General features: G+C 66.1%; 17 protein-coding genes. 10 read left to right on the top strand and 7 right to left on the bottom strand.

Annotated features, from left to right (window positions below; genetic code table 11):
* Nucleotides 1–107 precede the first annotated feature (107 nt).
* On the bottom strand, nucleotides 108–1334 hold the full coding sequence (locus CUR21_RS04050) for an aminotransferase class V-fold PLP-dependent enzyme (protein WP_100195897.1): 1227 nt from the start codon (nucleotides 1332–1334) through the stop codon (nucleotides 108–110).
* A gap of 307 nt (nucleotides 1335–1641) precedes the next feature.
* On the opposite strand from CUR21_RS04050, the gene CUR21_RS04045 reads away from it, so the two are divergent.
* From CUR21_RS04045 to CUR21_RS04010, 8 genes are all read left to right on the top strand, one after another.
* Nucleotides 1642–2880 carry an aromatic ring-hydroxylating dioxygenase subunit alpha gene (locus CUR21_RS04045; RefSeq protein ID WP_100195736.1) on the top strand — a complete coding sequence of 413 codons (1239 nt, stop codon included), beginning with the start codon at nucleotides 1642–1644 and terminating at the stop codon, nucleotides 2878–2880.
* On the top strand, nucleotides 2877–3968 hold the full coding sequence (locus CUR21_RS04040; RefSeq protein ID WP_100195896.1) for a hybrid-cluster NAD(P)-dependent oxidoreductase: 1092 nt from the start codon (nucleotides 2877–2879) through the stop codon (nucleotides 3966–3968). Before CUR21_RS04045 ends, CUR21_RS04040 begins: the two co-directional genes overlap by 4 nt.
* Nucleotides 3969–4057: 89 nt before the next feature.
* Nucleotides 4058–4447: a hypothetical protein gene (locus CUR21_RS04035; RefSeq protein WP_100195735.1), complete on the top strand. Its 390-nt coding sequence runs from the start codon at nucleotides 4058–4060 to the stop codon at nucleotides 4445–4447.
* 238 nt (nucleotides 4448–4685) lie between these two features.
* Nucleotides 4686–5210 carry a YcnI family protein gene (locus CUR21_RS04030; RefSeq protein ID WP_100195734.1) on the top strand — a complete coding sequence of 175 codons (525 nt, stop codon included), beginning with the start codon at nucleotides 4686–4688 and terminating at the stop codon, nucleotides 5208–5210.
* Nucleotides 5211–5278: 68 nt separating this feature from the next.
* Entirely contained in the window at nucleotides 5279–6835 is a 1557-nt protein-coding gene (locus CUR21_RS04025) for a copper resistance protein CopC (protein ID WP_198431613.1), read from the top strand.
* An 18-nt stretch (nucleotides 6836–6853) separates the two neighbouring features.
* Nucleotides 6854–7432 carry a copper chaperone PCu(A)C gene (locus CUR21_RS04020; RefSeq protein WP_100195732.1) on the top strand — a complete coding sequence of 193 codons (579 nt, stop codon included), beginning with the start codon at nucleotides 6854–6856 and terminating at the stop codon, nucleotides 7430–7432.
* Nucleotides 7350–8051 (top strand): SCO family protein, encoded by a 702-nt coding sequence (locus tag CUR21_RS04015; RefSeq protein WP_369802504.1) that lies wholly within the window; start codon nucleotides 7350–7352, stop codon nucleotides 8049–8051. The genes CUR21_RS04020 and CUR21_RS04015 overlap by 83 nt, the downstream gene beginning before the upstream one ends.
* Nucleotides 8048–8641, top strand: coding sequence for an SCO family protein (locus tag CUR21_RS04010; RefSeq protein WP_100195731.1), 594 nt, complete (start codon nucleotides 8048–8050; stop codon nucleotides 8639–8641). Before CUR21_RS04015 ends, CUR21_RS04010 begins: the two co-directional genes overlap by 4 nt.
* 32 nt (nucleotides 8642–8673) lie before the next feature.
* Here the strand turns inward: CUR21_RS04010 and CUR21_RS04005 are convergent, their stop codons facing one another.
* Together CUR21_RS04005 and CUR21_RS04000 are read right to left on the bottom strand one after the other, a co-directional pair.
* Nucleotides 8674–9132 (bottom strand): Lrp/AsnC family transcriptional regulator, encoded by a 459-nt coding sequence (locus CUR21_RS04005; RefSeq protein ID WP_100195730.1) that lies wholly within the window; start codon nucleotides 9130–9132, stop codon nucleotides 8674–8676.
* Nucleotides 9129–9587 (bottom strand): Lrp/AsnC family transcriptional regulator, encoded by a 459-nt coding sequence (locus CUR21_RS04000; RefSeq protein WP_100195729.1) that lies wholly within the window; start codon nucleotides 9585–9587, stop codon nucleotides 9129–9131. The genes CUR21_RS04005 and CUR21_RS04000 overlap by 4 nt, the downstream gene beginning before the upstream one ends.
* A gap of 124 nt (nucleotides 9588–9711) precedes the next feature.
* Here CUR21_RS04000 and ilvC point away from each other — a divergent pair, with 124 nt between their 5' ends.
* The gene (gene ilvC / locus CUR21_RS03995) at nucleotides 9712–10734 is read left to right on the top strand and encodes a ketol-acid reductoisomerase (RefSeq protein WP_100195728.1); all 1023 of its coding nucleotides are present in this window, start codon (nucleotides 9712–9714) and stop codon (nucleotides 10732–10734) included.
* Nucleotides 10735–10813: 79 nt separating this feature from the next.
* Here the strand turns inward: ilvC and CUR21_RS03990 are convergent, their stop codons facing one another.
* Complete coding sequence (locus tag CUR21_RS03990) at nucleotides 10814–11017, bottom strand: hypothetical protein (protein WP_100195727.1); 204 nt, start codon at nucleotides 11015–11017, stop codon at nucleotides 10814–10816.
* A gap of 470 nt (nucleotides 11018–11487) precedes the next feature.
* Between CUR21_RS03990 and CUR21_RS03985 the strand changes: the two genes are divergently transcribed.
* Nucleotides 11488–13191 carry a BCCT family transporter gene (locus tag CUR21_RS03985; protein ID WP_100195726.1) on the top strand — a complete coding sequence of 568 codons (1704 nt, stop codon included), beginning with the start codon at nucleotides 11488–11490 and terminating at the stop codon, nucleotides 13189–13191.
* A gap of 69 nt (nucleotides 13192–13260) precedes the next feature.
* On the opposite strand, the gene glmM is transcribed toward CUR21_RS03985, so the two are convergent.
* The 3 genes from glmM to CUR21_RS03970 are packed head-to-tail and all read right to left on the bottom strand — an operon-like array spanning nucleotide 13261 to nucleotide 16600.
* Entirely contained in the window at nucleotides 13261–14604 is a 1344-nt protein-coding gene (gene glmM, locus CUR21_RS03980; protein WP_100195725.1) for a phosphoglucosamine mutase, read from the bottom strand.
* A gap of 25 nt (nucleotides 14605–14629) precedes the next feature.
* Nucleotides 14630–15646, bottom strand: a complete 1017-nt coding sequence (gene folP / locus CUR21_RS03975; RefSeq protein WP_100195724.1) for a dihydropteroate synthase — start codon at nucleotides 15644–15646, stop codon at nucleotides 14630–14632.
* Nucleotides 15647–15691: 45 nt separating this feature from the next.
* Nucleotides 15692–16600: a dihydroneopterin aldolase gene (locus tag CUR21_RS03970; protein ID WP_100195894.1), complete on the bottom strand. Its 909-nt coding sequence runs from the start codon at nucleotides 16598–16600 to the stop codon at nucleotides 15692–15694.
* Nucleotides 16601–16708: the final 108 nt, after the last annotated feature.

Genomic DNA, 16708 nt, shown 5'->3' with positions numbered 1-16708 from the left:
GGTCTGGGGTGGATACGGCCGGGCGGCCCTTTCGGATCACCCGGCGAAAGATTTTTGTTTACTTTTAGCGCCCTGCCCGTCTCCGGCAATGGGCCGCCGCGCACAGATCACAGCGCGCGGTCCAAGGCGGCGATCAGGCGGGTCACCTCGGCCGGGCTGGTGTAATGCGCAGCACTCATGCGCAAGACGCCCTGATCGAGCGGCACGCCCATCGCGGTGAGCGGGCGGACGGCGTAGAAATCGCCGCCCCCGCAGGCGATGCCATCGCGGCCCAGCGCCTGCGCCACCGGCAGCGCCGGACGGTCGAGCGCCACCGCCACCGTGGGCGCGCGCAAGGCCGCCGCCCGGGGGCCGATCAGGCGCAGATCATTGCGGGCGGCAAGGTAATCGAGCAAGGGCGCGATCACCGCCACCTCGGCCGCGCGCATCAGATCATGCACGGCGCGGTTGCGGGTGGCGGCGTCGCCGTCGATCCCATGCTGGGCGGCCAGCGCGTCGATGTAATCAGCCATCCCGGCGCAGGCGGCAATCTGGGCATGGTCGGGGCCAGCGGGGGTGTGGCGTTTGTAAAGAACCGACTGATTGAAGTAATGCGCCTGCCCCGGCAGCTCCATCCCGAAGGCCTCGCGCAGCACCATGATGCCCTGATGCGGGCCAAAGGTCTTGTAGGCGGAAAACAGATAGGCGTCGCAGCCCAAGGCGGCCACATCGGGAAAGCCATGCGGCGCATAGCTGACGCCATCCACCACAGTGCGCGCGCCTGCGGCATGGGCCATGGCGCTGATCGCCGCCACATCGTTGATCTCGGCCACCACATTCGAGCAATGCGGGAAGGCCACCAGCCGCACGCGGCCATCGGCCAGAAGGGTGGCCAGATCCTGTGGGTTCAGGCTGCCGGTTTGCGGATCGATCTGCCATTCGCGCACCTCGACCCCGTCTTCGGCCAGACGCCGCCAGACCCCGGAATTGGCCTCATGGTCCTGATTCGTCACCACAATCGCCGCATTTTCCCCGCGCAGCCAACCGCGCACGGCTTGGGCCAGCACATAGGTGTTGGCGCTGGTGGACGGGCCAAAGGACAGTTCCGGCCCCGTCACGTTCATCATCGCGGCAAGGCGCGTGCGGGCCTCGTCCATCTCGGACCCGGCGAGTTCCGACGACGGATAGGGCGCATAGGGCTGGACCTTGCGATGGGTGTAAAAGCGCGTCAGCCGATCCACCACCTGACGGCACGGATAGCTGCCACCGGCGTTTTCAAAAAACGCATGCGTGGACAGCACCGGGCTTTCGAACGCCGGAAACTGGTTCCGCACGAATTCCAGATCTAGCAGCATCTTGGCCTCCCTTTTGGTCGCGCCATGCTTGCCGGGGCCTTGGGCAAAGCGCAAGCGGATAGCGCCGGGCGGCGCCGCAAAGGCCAAGGTCGCAAACGGCGGCCGCAGGGTCGCCGCCGCTATGCGGCATGTCTTGCCCATGCCTATCCTGTCCGGGCAAGGGGCCGCAGGCCACGGCAGAGGCCACAGGCCTGCAAACCCGCCTTGCCCAAAGCCACCGCGGCGCGGGACGGGGCCCCTGCCCTGTTGCGCTCTGCCCTACAGTCACCGTTCCTGTGCGGGGAGGCATGGGACAAGCGAGGTTAAGATGCTCAGCCACGGCGAGATCACCGCTGAACTCCTGTCGCGCAAGTCCGGGTTCTCCCTTTCGCGCGATCTTTACGCCGATCCGGGCGTCTATCAGGCCGATCTGGAACAGATCTGGTATAAGGAATGGCTCTTCGCGGTTCCCGCCTGCGAATTGGCCAAGCCCGGTGCCTATGCCACCTTGCAGGTGGGCGCCTATCCGGTGGTGGTGATCCGCGGCAAGGACATGCGCATCCGCGCCTTTCACAACGTCTGCCGCCATCGCGGGCAGCGGCTGTGTTCCAAGGCCTCGGGCTCGACCCCCAACCTTGTCTGCCCTTATCACCAATGGACCTATGACCTTGAGGGCAAGCTGATCTTTGCCCGCGACATGGGCGAAGAGTTCGACGCCTCGGCCTTTGGGTTGAAAAAGGTGCATTGCGTGGATCTGGGCGGGGTCGTCTATATCTGCCTTGCCCCCGTGCCGCCGCCGATTGCCGAGCTGGCGAAAACCGCGATGACCTATCTGGCCCCTTCGGGTCTGGCAGAGGCCAAGGTGGCCTACAGCTCGACCATCATCGAAAATGGCAACTGGAAGCTGGTGATCGAGAACAACCGCGAGTGCTATCATTGCGGCGGCTCGCATCCTTCGCTGTGCCGGACGTTTTCCGACAATCCCAAGATCGGCGCGATGGACGGGCCGCATTCGGCCAGCCCCGAGATTCTGGAGCATTGGGCGCGATGTGAAGCGGCAGGCCTGCCGTCGCGCTTTGTGCATCACCCGGCGTTTCAATGGCGGCTGGCGCGGATTCCGCTGCTGAACAATGCCGAAAGCTATACGATGACAACCAAGGCGGCGGTGGCGCGGCGCATGGGGACAATGCCCTTCAACGATGCGGGCAGTTTGCTGATGTATCACTACCCCAACACCTGGAACCATTTCCTGGGCGATCACGCCATCACCTTCCGGGTGCTGCCCGTCAGCCCGACCGAGACGCAGGTCACGACCACTTGGCTGGTGCACAAGGATGCGGTGGAAGGCGTGGATTACGACCTCAAGACGCTGACCGAGGTCTGGATGGCCACCAATGACGAAGACCGTCAGGTGGTGGAGGAAAACCAGAAGGGCATCCTGTCGCCCGCCTATGAGCCCGGCCCCTATTCACCGATTCAAGAAGAGGGTGTGTTGCAGTTTGTCGATTGGTATTGCGATGTGATGCGCGCGCGCATGGCCCCGCACCCGGCGCAGGCGGCAAAATGATGAAGGCGAAGATCAACTGGTCGGGCAAGCCTTGGGACGACTCCGAGCCGCTGGAATGCGCCATGGTGGTGCCCGATGTGGCCGACACCGCGACATTCACCTTCCGCGCGCCTTCGGGCGCGTGGTTCGACTACCAGCCGGGGCAGTTCATCACGCTGGATCTGCCGGTGGACCCGAAGAAGGGGGCGGCGGGCCATGTGCAGCGCACCTATACCATCTCGTCCTCGCCATCGCGGCCCTTGTCGATTTCCGTGACCGTCAAGGCGCAGGCCAACAGCATTGGCACCCGCTGGATGCTGGATCATCTGAAGCCCGGGATGCGGATCAAGGCCTATGGCCCGAGCGGCATCTTCAGCTTTCACCGCCATCCGGCGCCCAAATACCTGTTCATCTCGGCGGGGTCCGGCATCACGCCGATGATGTCGATGACGATATGGGCTTGGGATTCGGGGCAGATGCCGGACATCACCTTTGTCCATGCCGCGCGCCGCCCGTCCGAGATCATTTTCCGCGAGCGGCTGGAGCAATTCGCCAACCGGGTGCCGGGGCTGCGGCTGCGCTTTACCGTGGAAGAGCCCGATCCGTTCCGGGCGTGGTCGGGCTATCAGGGGCGGCTGAGCCAGATCATGCTGGGGCTGATGGCCCCCGATTATCTGGAGCGCGAGGTGTTCTGCTGCGGACCCGAGCCGTTCATGCAGGGCGTGCGCGAGATGCTGGTGTCCTTGGGCTACAACATGGACCACTACCATCAGGAAAGCTTTGGCGCGCCCGCACGCACGCTGGCCGAGGTGCCGGTGCATGAGGATGTGGTGCCAGATGCCGACACGGGCGCGTCAATCCTGTTCGCGGCGTCACAGGTGCAGGCCACCTGTTCGCAGACCGATACGGTGCTGGCGGTGGCCAAGCAATCGGGGCTGAACATCCCCTCGGGCTGCACCTTCGGCCTGTGCGGCACCTGCAAGATCCGCAAGATCTCGGGCGATGTGCATATGGTCCACAATGGCGGCATTTCCGAGGATGAGGTGGCGGAAGGCTATATCCTTGCCTGTTGTTCGGTGCCGATCGGCGCGGTCAGCGTCGAGGTCTAGGGCGTGAGGGCTGCGACACCTTGGCTCTTTGGGGCCGGGGTGCATTGCGCGCGACCGCCTGCCCGCATAAGATGCGCGGCGGAGGATTTATGCCCACGACCCGCATCACCCGCATGATCACACGCGAGACTGGCATGGCGCTTGCCGTGCTGGCGCTGTGGATGCTGTCGTTGCTGGCGCCCTTGCACCAGACCTCGGGCGTGCTGCGCGAGATGGCGCGGGCCGGGCAGGATATTTCGGGCGCGTGGTCGATCTGCGTGACCTTGGCGCAGGATGACACCGGGGCCGAGCATCTGATTCAGCTGTGCCCTGCCAAGGCGATCGGCAAGACCGATCTGGCGCCGCCGCCGCCGGTCGTGGCCGTCACGGCCTTTGCGCCAGAAGCGCGCACGCCGGGCTTTGCCGATGGCGCGCGCCCCGGGCACCGCCCGCAAGACTTTACCCCCCAACAGCCGCGCGCGCCCCCGACGCTGGCCTGAGCCTGCGCATCCGGGTTGTCCTGCGTTTGCAGGCAAGGCCCGTTGGCGCTTTGGCTGCCTTCGCTGTGCTTGCCTTTGCTGTGCTTGCCCGTGCCACGCGCCGGGGCGCAGGCGAGGCCTGTTCTTGACCCTTTTTCTCGTCGTTCGCCTGCCTCTTGGCTGGCTCTGCGGCGCTGATCCGCCCCCAAGCCGGGGCGTGTCCTTGCACCCTTATTTTCTAGACAGAAAGACCGATACGATGTTCACGAAACTTCTCCCCGCCGCCGCTCTTGCCGCTTTGACCGCCGTTGCCGCCCCGGCCTTTGCCCATGCCACGCTGGAGGTGCAGGAGGCCAAGGTCGGTTCGACCTATAAGGCCGTGCTGCGCGTGCCGCATGGCTGCGGCACCGAAGCCACCCACACCGTGCGCGTGCAGATCCCGGAGGGATTCTACAGCGTGAAGCCGATGCCCAAGGCAGGCTGGACGCTGGAGGTGGTGACCGGCCCTTACAAGACGCCCTTCATGAACCACGGCACCGAAGTGACCGAAGGCGTCAAGGAAATCATCTGGTCGGGCGGCAATCTGCCCAATGAATTCTACGATGAATTCGTCTTCCGCGGCAGCTTTGGCAAGGATCTGGAGGTCGGGTCGACCTTCTACTTCCCGTCGGTTCAGGAATGCGCCACGGGCGAGGAAGCCTGGATCGACACCACGGGCGCGGAAAATGCCGAGATGCCGGCCCCGAAGGTCACGCTGATCGACGCCGACGCGCACCAGCATTGATCCAAGCCTTGGGCGGGGGCCAGAGTCTGGCCCCCGCCCCTTTTGACGAACCGGAGCCTGTGCCCCTGATGCCCCGCCTTTTGCCCCTTTTCGCGCTTGTGCTGTCCTTGCTCTGGGCGGCAGGCCTTGCGCAGGCCCATGCCGTGCTGCAAAGCGCCGACCCCGCCGATAGGTCCGTGCTGGAGGCCGCACCTGCCCGCGCGACACTCGGGTTCAACGAGCCCGTGGCCCCGCTGGCGATCCGGCTGATCGCGCCGGATGGAAGCGAAACCGATCTGACGGCCGCCGTCCCGGGCGGGCAGGTTCTGAGCCTGCCGCTGCCGCCGCTGGGACAAGGCACGCATCTGCTCTCGTGGCGGGTCGCGTCGGATGATGGGCACCCGGTGGCGGGCGCGCTGGTGTTTTCGGTGGGCGCCGAGAGCGGCGTGGCCCCGATGTCGAGCGGCAACAGGGCGGTGCAGGCGGCGGTCTGGGCCGCGCGCTGGGCGATGACGGCGGGGCTGGTGCTTGGGATCGGCGGCGCGGTCTTTGCCGCCTTCACGGGCGCGCCTGCACAAAGGCCAGTGGCGGCGGCCTTGCAGACGGGGCTGCTGGCGGCCCCGCTTTACCTTGGCCTGCATGGTCTGGATGCGCTGGGGCTTGCGCTGCCCGATCTGCTGACGGGCGCGCCTTGGGCCGCCGGATGGGGCACCAGCTTTGGCCCTTCGGTGGCGCTGGCGATGCTAGCGGCGGCGCTTGCGCTGATGGCGCTGCGCCTGCCGCGCGGGGCGCTGGCGGCCAGTCTTGCGGCGCTGGCCTTGTTGGGGATTGCCTATGCGATCAGCGGCCATGCCGGGGCGGCGGCGCCGCGCGCGCTGACGCGCGGCTTGGTCTTTGCGCATCTGGCCGCAGCGGTGCTGTGGATCGGCGCGCTTGCGCCGCTGGCGCTGTCCTTGCGGGGGGGCACCGCGCCCCTTGCCCGGTTTTCCGCCGCGCTTCCCTATCCGGTGGCGGTGCTGGCCCTGTCGGGCGCGGGCCTGACCGCGGTGCAACTGGGCGCCGACCCGGCGCAATGGCCTTCGGCCTATGGCGCGATCCTTGCGGGCAAGCTTGCGCTGCTTGGGCTGATCCTTGCGCTGGCGGTGCAGAACCGCCGCCTGACCGCTCCGGTGCTGGCGGGGGATGCCCCGGCGCGCGAGCGCTTGCGCCGGGGCATCCACGCCGAACTCGTGCTGGCCGTGCTGCTTCTGGCACTCACCGCAGGCTGGCGCTTTACCCCGCCGCCGCGCGCGCTGGCCATGGCGGCCCCCGCCGCCGCCCCGGCCTATGCCCATCTGCATTCCGACACGCTGATGGCCGATCTGACGCTGACCCCCGGCCGCGCAGGCCCGGTGACGGCCGAGCTTTTCATCACCGATGGCACTGGCCAGCCGGTGGACCCTTTTGCCGTGACGCTTGCCTTGTCGCTGCCCGACCGCGGGATCGAGCGCATCAGCCGCACCGCCACCGCCATCCCCGGCACGCCGGGCCTGTGGCGGGTGGAAGGGCTGGTGCTGCCGGTGCCCGGGCGCTGGAGCCTCACGCTTGACCTGCGGCGCACCCGCTTCACCCTTGTGAAGCTGGGTGCAGAAATTGTCATCAACTGAACCCGAAAGGCCCCGAGGATGAAACACCTGCTCCACGCTTTCCTGATCGGCACCGCGCTGGTCGCCCCCCCGCTCTGGGCAGAAACACCAAGCCCCTCTGGCCTCGCCATGGTGCAGGTGGGGGAGTTGCAGCTTTCGGGCGCGTTCACCCGCGCCACCCTGCCCCGCGCGCCCGTCGGCGGCGCGTTCCTGACCATCACCAATCAGGGCACGGTGGATGACCGCCTGATCGCCGCCACCGCCCCGGTCGGGCGCGAGGTGCAGATCCATGAAATGGCGCATCAGGGCGGCGTGATGACGATGCGCGAACGGCCCGAAGGCCTGCCGATCCCGGCGGGCAGCACGGTCGCGCTTGCCCCCGGCGGCTATCACCTGATGCTGATGGGGCTGACCGAGCCCTTGGTGGAAGGCGAGACGCTGGACATCACCTTGCGCTTTGAACAGGCCGGAGAGGTGACGCTGTCCTTTGCCATCGGCCCGATCAACGCAGGCGCGGGATCGGCGCGAGGCGGGCATGGCGCCGGGCACAGCGGGCACGGCGGGCACGGTGCTGGGCATGGCACCGGGCACGGCGCTGGCCATGGAACGGGAAACTGAGATGGCGACACCTGCATTGCGCCGCTTGCGGCTTGCGCTTTGGGGCCTTGTGCTGATCACCGGCCTTGGCGCCACTTGGGCACTGATGCCCGGCCCCGCGCCCGAAACGCTTGTGACCGAGGCTCAAGTGACCGATACGCTGGGCCAAGGCGATTACCGGCTGGAAACCACCACCGGCGCGCCCTTCACGCAAGACAGCCTGACAGGTCAGCCTTCGCTGGTGTTCTTTGGCTTCACCCATTGCCCCGATGTCTGCCCCACCACCTTGGGCGATATCATGGGCTGGCAGGAAGATCTTGGCCCCTTGGCCGAAGGCCTGAAGGTCTGGTTCCTGACCGTCGACCCCGAACGGGACAGCGCCGAGGTGCTGCGCGACTATGTGTCATGGCTGCCGGGCGCGGTGGGGGTGACGGGAGAGGCCGCCGAGGTGCAAAAGGCACTGTCGGCCTTTCGCATCTACGCCCGCAAGGTGCCGCTGGGCGACAGCTACAGCATGGATCACAGCGCCTATGTGATGCTGTTTGATGCCCAAGGGCGCTACAACCAGATCTTCAACTATCAGGAAGACCCGGCGCAAGTGACGGCCAAGCTGCGCCGTTTTCTTGAGACGCAAGGATGACCCGCGCGCAGCAGATCCTGATGGCGGTGGCCTTGGCGACCGTGGCAGGCTTGGGTGCCGGCGCGGGCTGGCTTTTGCTGCGAGATGGCGCAAGCGCGGCACTGGTGCCTGCCGATTTCGGGCAAGGCGATTACCGGCTGGAAACCACCACCGGCGCGCCCTTCACGCAAGACAGCCTGACCGGCCAGCCTTCGCTGGTGTTCTTCGGCTTCACCCATTGCCCCGATGTCTGCCCCACCACCTTGGGCGACATCATGGGCTGGCGCGACGCCTTGGGCCCGCGCGCCGAAGATCTGCGCATCTCCATGGTCAGCGTCGACCCCGAGCGTGACCGTCCCGAGGTGCTGGCCGCGTATCTTGGCTGGCTGCCCGGCGCGGTGGGGGTGACGGGAGAGCCCGCGCAAAGCCTCAAGGCACAGCAGGCCTTCCGCGTCTTTGCCCGCAAGGTGCCGCTGGACGGGGGCGATTACACGATGGACCATTCCTCCTCGGTGCTGGTCTTCAACGCCGAAGGGGCCTTCGTGACCCATATCCCCTATCAAAGCCCGCCCGAGACGGCGCTTGCCCGCATCGCGCAGGCGATGGAGTGACGCAGGCGCCTTGATCTGCGTGCGCGGCGGCCCTAGCCCAAAGGCCCGGGCCGCCGCTCTTCGGTCAACAGCACATTGGCCTCGACGTTGCCCACCCCCGGCAAGGTCATGATCCGCCGCCGCAAGACGCGTTCGAAATCGGCAATGTCGCGCGCCACCACCCGCAGGCGGTAATCGAACAGGCCCAGCACATGCTGCACCACCTGCACCTCCGGAATCGCCTGCACCGCGCGCTCGAAATCTTCCAGCGAGACGCGGCCCCGTGTGGCCAGCTTCACCCCCAGAAACACCGTGACGCCAAAGCCCAAGGCGGCGCGGTCCACCTCCACCCGGCGGCCCGCCAGCACCCCCGCCTCTTCCAGCCGCTTCACCCGGCGCCAGGCGGCAGGCTGGCTCAGGCCAAAGCGCCGCCCCAGCTCGCCTGCCGAGACGCCCGCCTCTTGCGACAGCACGCGCAGGAAGGCGCGGTCCAGATCGTCCAGATCCATCATATCGGCAACCCGTCCTGCTCCTTGATGGTGGCAATCAGCATCAGGGCGTCAAGCTCGGCGATATGCGGCAAGGTCAGGATGCGGCGGCGGTAGATCTCTTGATACTGCGCCATGTCGCGCGCGATCACCGTCAACCGGACATCGACGCGGCCCAGAAAGGTTTCGATGGTCACCACCTCGGGCACCGCGCGGCTGGCCTCGATGAATTCGTCAAAGGCGCGCGGATTGGTCTTGTCGAGCGTGAAGCGCAGGCTCACCTCCACCGCATAGCCCAAGGCGCGCCAGTCGATCACCGCCGCCTCGGCCCGGATCACCCCGCCTTCGCGCAACCGCTCCAGCCGCCGCCACAGCGTGGCCGCCGTCACCCCGGCCCGTTCGGCCAGCACCGCGCGCTCCAGCCCCGGCTCGGCAAGGTAATGCCGCAGGATGCGCCGGTCCGCTTCGTCTAAAAGCATGATAAATTCACCTGATCGAAGATCGACGCATGAATTTTCGCAGAAAATTCGTTATTCGTCAAACAATGCACGCGATCACCCCAAAGATCGCGTATGGTGCCCCCATCATATCAAGGAGACCGCCATGCGCGTGTATTACGACCGGGACTGCGACATCAACCTGATCAAGGACAAGAAAGTGGCCATCCTTGGCTACGGGTCCCAAGGCCATGCCCATGCGCTGAACCTGCGCGACTCGGGCGCCAAGAACCTTGTCGTCGCCCTGCGCGAAGGCTCACCCTCGGCCAAGAAAGCCGAAGGCGAAGGGCTCAAGGTCATGGGCATCGCCGAAGCCGCCGCGTGGTGTGACGTGATCATGTTCACCATGCCCGACGAATTGCAGGCCGACACCTATCGCAAATATGTGCATGACAATCTGAAAGAAGGCTCCGCCATCGCCTTCGCGCATGGCCTGAACGTGCATTTCGGCCTGATCGAGCCGAAGCCCGGCGTAGATGTCATCATGATGGCGCCCAAAGGCCCCGGCCACACCGTGCGCGGCGAATACACCAAAGGCGGCGGCGTGCCTTGCCTTGTGGCCGTCCATCAAGACGCAACCGGCCGCGCCATGGAAATCGGCCTGTCCTATTGCTCCGCCATCGGCGGTGGCCGTTCGGGCATCATCGAGACCAACTTCCGCCAAGAATGCGAAACCGACCTCTTCGGCGAACAGGCCGTTCTCTGCGGCGGTCTCGTGGAACTGATCCGCATGGGCTTTGAAACGCTTGTCGAAGCGGGCTACGAGCCGGAAATGGCTTATTTCGAATGCCTGCACGAAGTGAAGCTGATCGTGGACCTGATCTACGAAGGCGGCATCGCCAACATGAATTACTCGATCTCGAACACCGCCGAATATGGTGAATATGTCTCGGGCCCGCGCATCCTGCCCTATGACGAAACCAAAAAGCGCATGAAAGAGGTTCTGACCGACATTCAGACCGGCAAGTTCGTGCGTGATTTCATGCAGGAAAATGCCGTCGGCCAGCCTTTCTTCAAGGCCACCCGTCGCATCAATGACGAGCACGAGATCGAAAAGGTCGGTGAAAAGCTGCGCGCGATGATGCCTTGGATCTCCAAGGGCAAGATGGTCGACAAGGCGCGCAACTGATCAGGATCAGCGTAAGGTGCGTGCGCGCACGCACCCTACACACACGCCAAAGGCCGGGGGTTTTCCCCGGCCTTTTCCATCAGCGCAGAAGACGGTGGCGCTGACGCTCGGCAAGCGGCTTCAGGAAGGCGACACCGCCGTATTTGCCATCCCGTGCCAGCGTCGACTTCGGCGCGTTGGGGTCATGGCGGCGCTCCTCCACCCGGGCCTTGCTGACCAAGGCAAAGATCAGAACCGCCAACATCGTCAGCAGCGACAGAAACGGAATCAGGGCTCCGGTCATCAGAAACTCCTACAGTTGAAAGCCCCGCAGAGGGCGCGGGAGGCGGTGTGAGCGTCGGGCAGAGGTGCCTCCCGTCGCACGCGCAGTGGCGGTGACGAAAAGGGTGCGCTGGCCGGTGAAACGTGGATCTGAGGTCACAACGCCCGCACGCGCGGATTGGTTCCCCTTCGCATGCGGCGCGTTGCACAGGCGGCGCGCACTGGGCAAAGCGCACGAAAATCAAGCCGAGGGCTCGCCGCTAAAAGCCGGGGCGCGGGGTCGTCCGGGGCGATCCTCCGGGGCGATGGCCGGAAAATGCCCGCTGCCGGGTTGTAATTTGATCATATTCCTGTCATCTAGGCGGCCTCCGCCGGGTGCGCGGCATGTTTCCGCCACCCCAAATCGGCCCATCAGCGGCCGGTCGCTGAGGTCCATACGGAACGCGCGGCCCTTGGCCGGGTTAAGGTGGGCCACCGAAGGAAAGGACAGTCATGATTCCGCCCGAGAACGCGCCCCCGCGCGATGATCCCGCATTAAACGACCCCGATCACATCGACCCTCTCACCGACCTCGCCCAAGAGGGTGAAGCCGTGCCCGCCCCCGAAGGCGAGACCGAGATCATCGAAACCGATTATGAAATCGGCCAGCACAATGTGGCCCCCCGCTATGTGCTGGAATTCGACTTTCACCAGAAGGTATTCTCTGTCTCGGCCTTGGGCGTGATCGCCTTCACCATCCTGACACTCGCCTTTCAGAACACCGCCGAGCCGTTTTTTCTGGGCCTGCGCGACTGGCTGACGGGCAATCTGGGCTGGTTCTTCCTGCTCTCGGGCAACATCTTCGTTCTGCTCTGCCTTGGCCTCATCGTCTCCCCCTTGGGCAAGATCCGGCTGGGCGGGCCAGAGGCAACCCCGGATTACGGCTATGTCGGCTGGTTCTCGATGCTGTTTGCCGCCGGGATGGGCATTGGCCTGATGTTCTACGGCGTGTCAGAGCCGCTGTCGCATTACACGGCGGCCTTGGGCGGCGTCACCACGGATGCGGCCGGAGCCCGCACCGACTGGGCGCCCTTGGGCGGCGCCGAAGGCGATGCCGAAGCCGCGGTGCGCTTGGGCATGGCGGCCACCATCTTCCACTGGGGCCTGCACCCTTGGGCGATTTATGCCATCGTCGCGCTGTCACTGGCGCTGTTTGCCTATAACAAAGGTCTGCCGCTGACCCTGCGCTCGGCCTTTTACCCGATCTTTGGCGAAAAGATCTGGGGCTGGCGGGGCGATATCGTCGATATTCTGGCCATCTTCGCCACCATCTTCGGCCTTGCCACCTCGCTTGGCATCGGCGCGCAGCAGGCGGCGGCGGGGCTCGACTTCCTGTTCGGCTTTGGTCAATCCGATTCCCGGCTGATCCTTCTGATCATCGTCATCACGCTGATCGCAATTGTCTCGGTGATCCGGGGGCTGGATGGCGGGGTGAAAATCCTGTCCGAGGTGAACATGGGCCTTGCGGCGGCGCTGTTGATCTTTGTCATCGCGCTTGGGCCGACCGCCGATATCTTCACGGGATTCTTCACCAATCTGGGCGCCTATGGCCAGCATCTTCCCGCGCTGGCCAACCCCTTTGGCCGCGATGACACCAACTTCATGGCAGGCTGGACCGCCTTTTACTGGGCGTGGTGGATCAGCTGGTCGCCTTTCGTGGGCATGTTCATCGCCCGCGTGTCGCGCGGACGCACGGTGCGCGAATTCCTGATCGCGGTGCTGATCGTGCCCAGCCTGCTGTCGGTGCTGTGGATGACAGCCTTGGGCGGCACCGCCATCACGCAAGTGGCGGGCGGCTTTGCCGGGGTGCAGGATGCGGCGCTGGAGTTGCAGCTGTTCCAGATGCTGGGGCAATTGCCGCTGGCCTCGATCACCTCGCTGGTCGGCATCCTTCTGGTGGTGATCTTCTTCGTCACCTCCTCGGACTCGGGCTCGCTGGTGATTGACACCATCGCCGCGGGCGGCAAGACCAATGCGCCGACGGTGCAGCGCGTGTTCTGGTGCACCTTTGAAGGCCTGCTTGCGATCGCGCTTTTGCTGGGCGGCGGGCTGGGCGCCTTGCAGGCGATGGCGGTGTCCACCGGCCTGCCCTTCACGCTGGTGCTGTTGGCGGCCTGTTACGCCATCGTGCGCGGGTTGCTGAACGAACCCCGCTGACAGTCAAAGGGGCGGCCCGCCGGGCCGCCCCTTTTTCGTCAAATCCCTCTGACTTCAGACACTTCGACCTTAGACCACGGCCTCGACGGCGCCGACGATCTCGTCCACCACATGCGCCAGCATCGCCTCGTCCTCGCATTCCGCCATCACCCGGATCAGCGGCTCTGTCCCCGACTTGCGGATCAGGATGCGGCCCTTGCCTGCGATCCGCGCGGTATTGGCGGCAATCACGGCCTGCACCGAAGGCGCGTCCAGCGGCGCCATGCCCGCAGAGAACCGCACGTTCTTCAGCAGTTGTGGCACTGTCTCGAACTGGCGCACCAGCGTGCTGGCGGGCTGGCCGGTGCGCACCATCTCGGCCAGAAATTGCAGGCCCGCGATCAGCCCATCGCCGGTGGTGGCGTAATCGGTCATCACGATATGCCCCGATTGTTCGCCGCCCAGATTGAACCCGCCCGCGCGCATCCGTTCGACCACATAGCGGTCGCCCACGGCGGTGCGTTCCAGACCCACCCCTTGCTGCGCCAAGAACCGCTCCAGCCCAAGGTTCGACATCACCGTTGCCACCAGCGCCCCGCCGCGCAACCGCCCTTCGGCGGCCCAGCGGGCCGCCATCAGCGCCATGATCTGATCGCCATCGGCCACGCGCCCGGTTTCATCCAGAATCATCACCCGGTCGGCATCGCCATCCAGACAGATGCCCACATCCGCCCCATGCGCCACCACCGCCTCGGCGGCGGTCTGGGTGTGGGTGCTGCCGCAGCGGTCGTTGATGTTGGTGCCATTGGGCGCCACCCCCACCGGCACCACTGTGGCGCCAAGCTCCCACAGCACCTCGGGCGCGGCCTTGTAGGCGGCCCCGTTGGCGCAATCGATCACCACCTTCAGCCCATCAAGCCGCACCCCGGCGGGAAAGGTGGTCTTGACGAATTCCTGATAGCGCCCGCGCCCGTCCTCGATCCGCCGCGCGCGGCCAATGTTCATGGCCTGCGCCAGCTGGATCTCTCCGGCGACCAAGGATTCGATCTCAGCCTCGGCCTCATCCGAGAGCTTGAAGCCGTCGGGGCCAAAGAACTTGATGCCATTGTCCTCATGCGGGTTGTGGCTGGCGGAAATCATCACGCCCACATCGGCGCGCATGCTGCGGGTCAGAAACCCCACCGCCGGTGTCGGCACCGGACCCAGCAACAGCACATTCATGCCGGTGCTGGTCAGCCCCGCCGTCAGCGCGTTTTCCAGCATATAGCCCGAAAGCCGTGTGTCCTTGCCGATCACCACCCGATGCGCCGAGCCGCCGTCGCGGCGGAAGAAGCGGCCCGCCGCGGCCCCCAGTTTCAGCGCCATCTCGGCGGTCATCGGATGGGTGTTGGCGCGTCCCCGCACGCCATCGGTTCCGAAAAGTTTGCGCGTCATGGGTTTTCCCTTCTGTTGCGTCTGGTTATGCCGGTTTCGTCTCGGCCTGCGTCACCGCCTGCCACAGGGTCAGCGCGGCGCGGGTCTCGGCCACGTCATGCACCCGGATCATCTGCACGCCTTGCGCCACGCCCGCCAGCGCCACGGCAAGGCTGCCGGGCATCCGCCGCGCGGCCTCTTCCTCGCCGGTGAGGGTGCCGATGAACCGCTTGCGGCTGGCCCCCAGCAGCACCGGCAGGCCAAGGCTGTGAAACAGGCTCAGCCGGGCCAGCAGCGCAAGGTTATGCGCCAGCGTCTTGCCAAAGCCGATGCCGGGGTCCACCGCGATGCGGGCGCGCGCGATGCCCGCCGCCTCGGCCTCGGCCACACGGGCGGCCAGCGCGTCATAAACATCCAGCAGCACATCGTCATATTGGGGCGCGTCCTGCATGGTGGCGGGGGTGGCGATGGAATGCATCAGGATCACCGGCACGCCCGCTTGCGCCACCACGCCCGCCATCTCGGCATCGAACTGCAAGGCGGTGACGTCGTTCACGATCCCCGCCCCCGCCTTCAGCGCCGCGCGCGCCACCGCCGCCTTGCGCGTGTCGATCGAGACCGCGCGCGCGATCCCGGCCGCACGCAGCGCCGCGATCACCGGGGCGGTGCGGGCGGTTTCCTCGGCCACCGCCACCTCTGTCGCGCCGGGCCGGGTGCTTTCGCCGCCCACGTCCAGAAGATCGGCCTGCGCCGCCATCGCGCGGGCCTGCATCATCGCGGCCTCGGGCTTCAGGAACAGGCCGCCATCGGAAAAGCTGTCGGGCGTCACGTTCAGAATGCCCATCAGGCGCGGGCGGTCCAGCGTCAGCCCGGCGAAATCCGGGCGCGGCGCCAGAAGCGGCGACAGCAGGCTGGGCGGCGCCTCCGCCGCGGGCAGCACCACCGGCGCGCGCCCGCGTTCCAGAACCTCGACATGGGTAAAGCGACACCAGCCCCCGGCCAAAACAAGCGCGTCAGAGGGGCGGGCGGCATCGGCAATCGGGATGGGGCGCAGATATGTCATGCCCCCGGATTAGGCTGTCCGCCTGCGTCTTGGCAAGCGCGACGCTCAGCCTTGTTCCACGGGAACGCGGCTTCCTGCCGGGAGTGCAACATTCCCGTGAACGATCAGCCCGCGCGCCGCCATTTCCTCGGCCAGCCACAGCGCAAGCGCCACCGGTTCGGCGCTTTTCGGGCCATCCACCGCGTCCAGCACCATCTTTGACGGTGCCCAGACCACGGATTGCCCCCGCTTGATCGCCCAATCAATCTCGGTGCGGGTGGCCACCACCACACAGCGCGGATCGCGCGCGGCAAGGCTCCATGCGTTTTGCTCGATGGCCAGCAGATCCACCCGCCGCTGCGTCGGGCGGTGGCCGGTCTGCGGACGCGGACCGTCGGGCAGGCCCACCGCCAGAATCAGCGGCGCACCGCGCGCCAGCAGCGCATCCAGACGCTGGGCGAGTTCGGGTGCAGCGATGCTGGCATTGTCCAGATAGACCACCAGCGGATGCACCGCCGCTTCCAGCCCGTCCTGCCCGACCACCCGCAACGGCACCTCGGCCCGGCTGCGCGCGATTTCCACGCCCAGCCTATAGGGGCCAATGTCCAGCTTTTCGATCCGCACAAAGGCGCGCATCGCTTGCGGCTCGGCCAGAATGCGCTCGGCCACCCGCTCGGCCAGCGTTTCCAACAGGTTCAGCCGCTCTGCCGCAAGCTCATGCGCGATGGCCCAAGTGATCCGGTCATAAGACAGGATGCGGTCGACATCATCATTGAGCGGCGCCGACACGGGCGCGACCTCGACCACCACGTTGAACATCACGCGCTGCTTGTGCCCGCGTTCTTGCTGAAACGCGCCGATGTCCACCTCGACCACGTGATCGCGCAGGGAAATCCGGTCGCGCGGATCGGCACTGGCCGAGGCTTGGCTGCGCTCTTCCGGATGCGCAAAGGCGAGGCGGATGTCGGTTGTCATCTGGCCCCCCATCGGCCCCAAGGGATTGGGCGCAGGCTACACCCTGCGCCCCGGCTCCCGATTGCCCGAACCCGACCCCGGGTGCAACCCCTGCGACATCGGCAGGCC

Source organism: Pseudorhodobacter sp. MZDSW-24AT, from assembly GCF_002794355.1.
Taxonomy (GTDB): domain Bacteria; phylum Pseudomonadota; class Alphaproteobacteria; order Rhodobacterales; family Rhodobacteraceae; genus Pseudotabrizicola.
The sequence above is the reverse complement of the archived record's forward strand: the minus strand, read 5'-3'. Positions and strand labels throughout refer to the sequence as shown.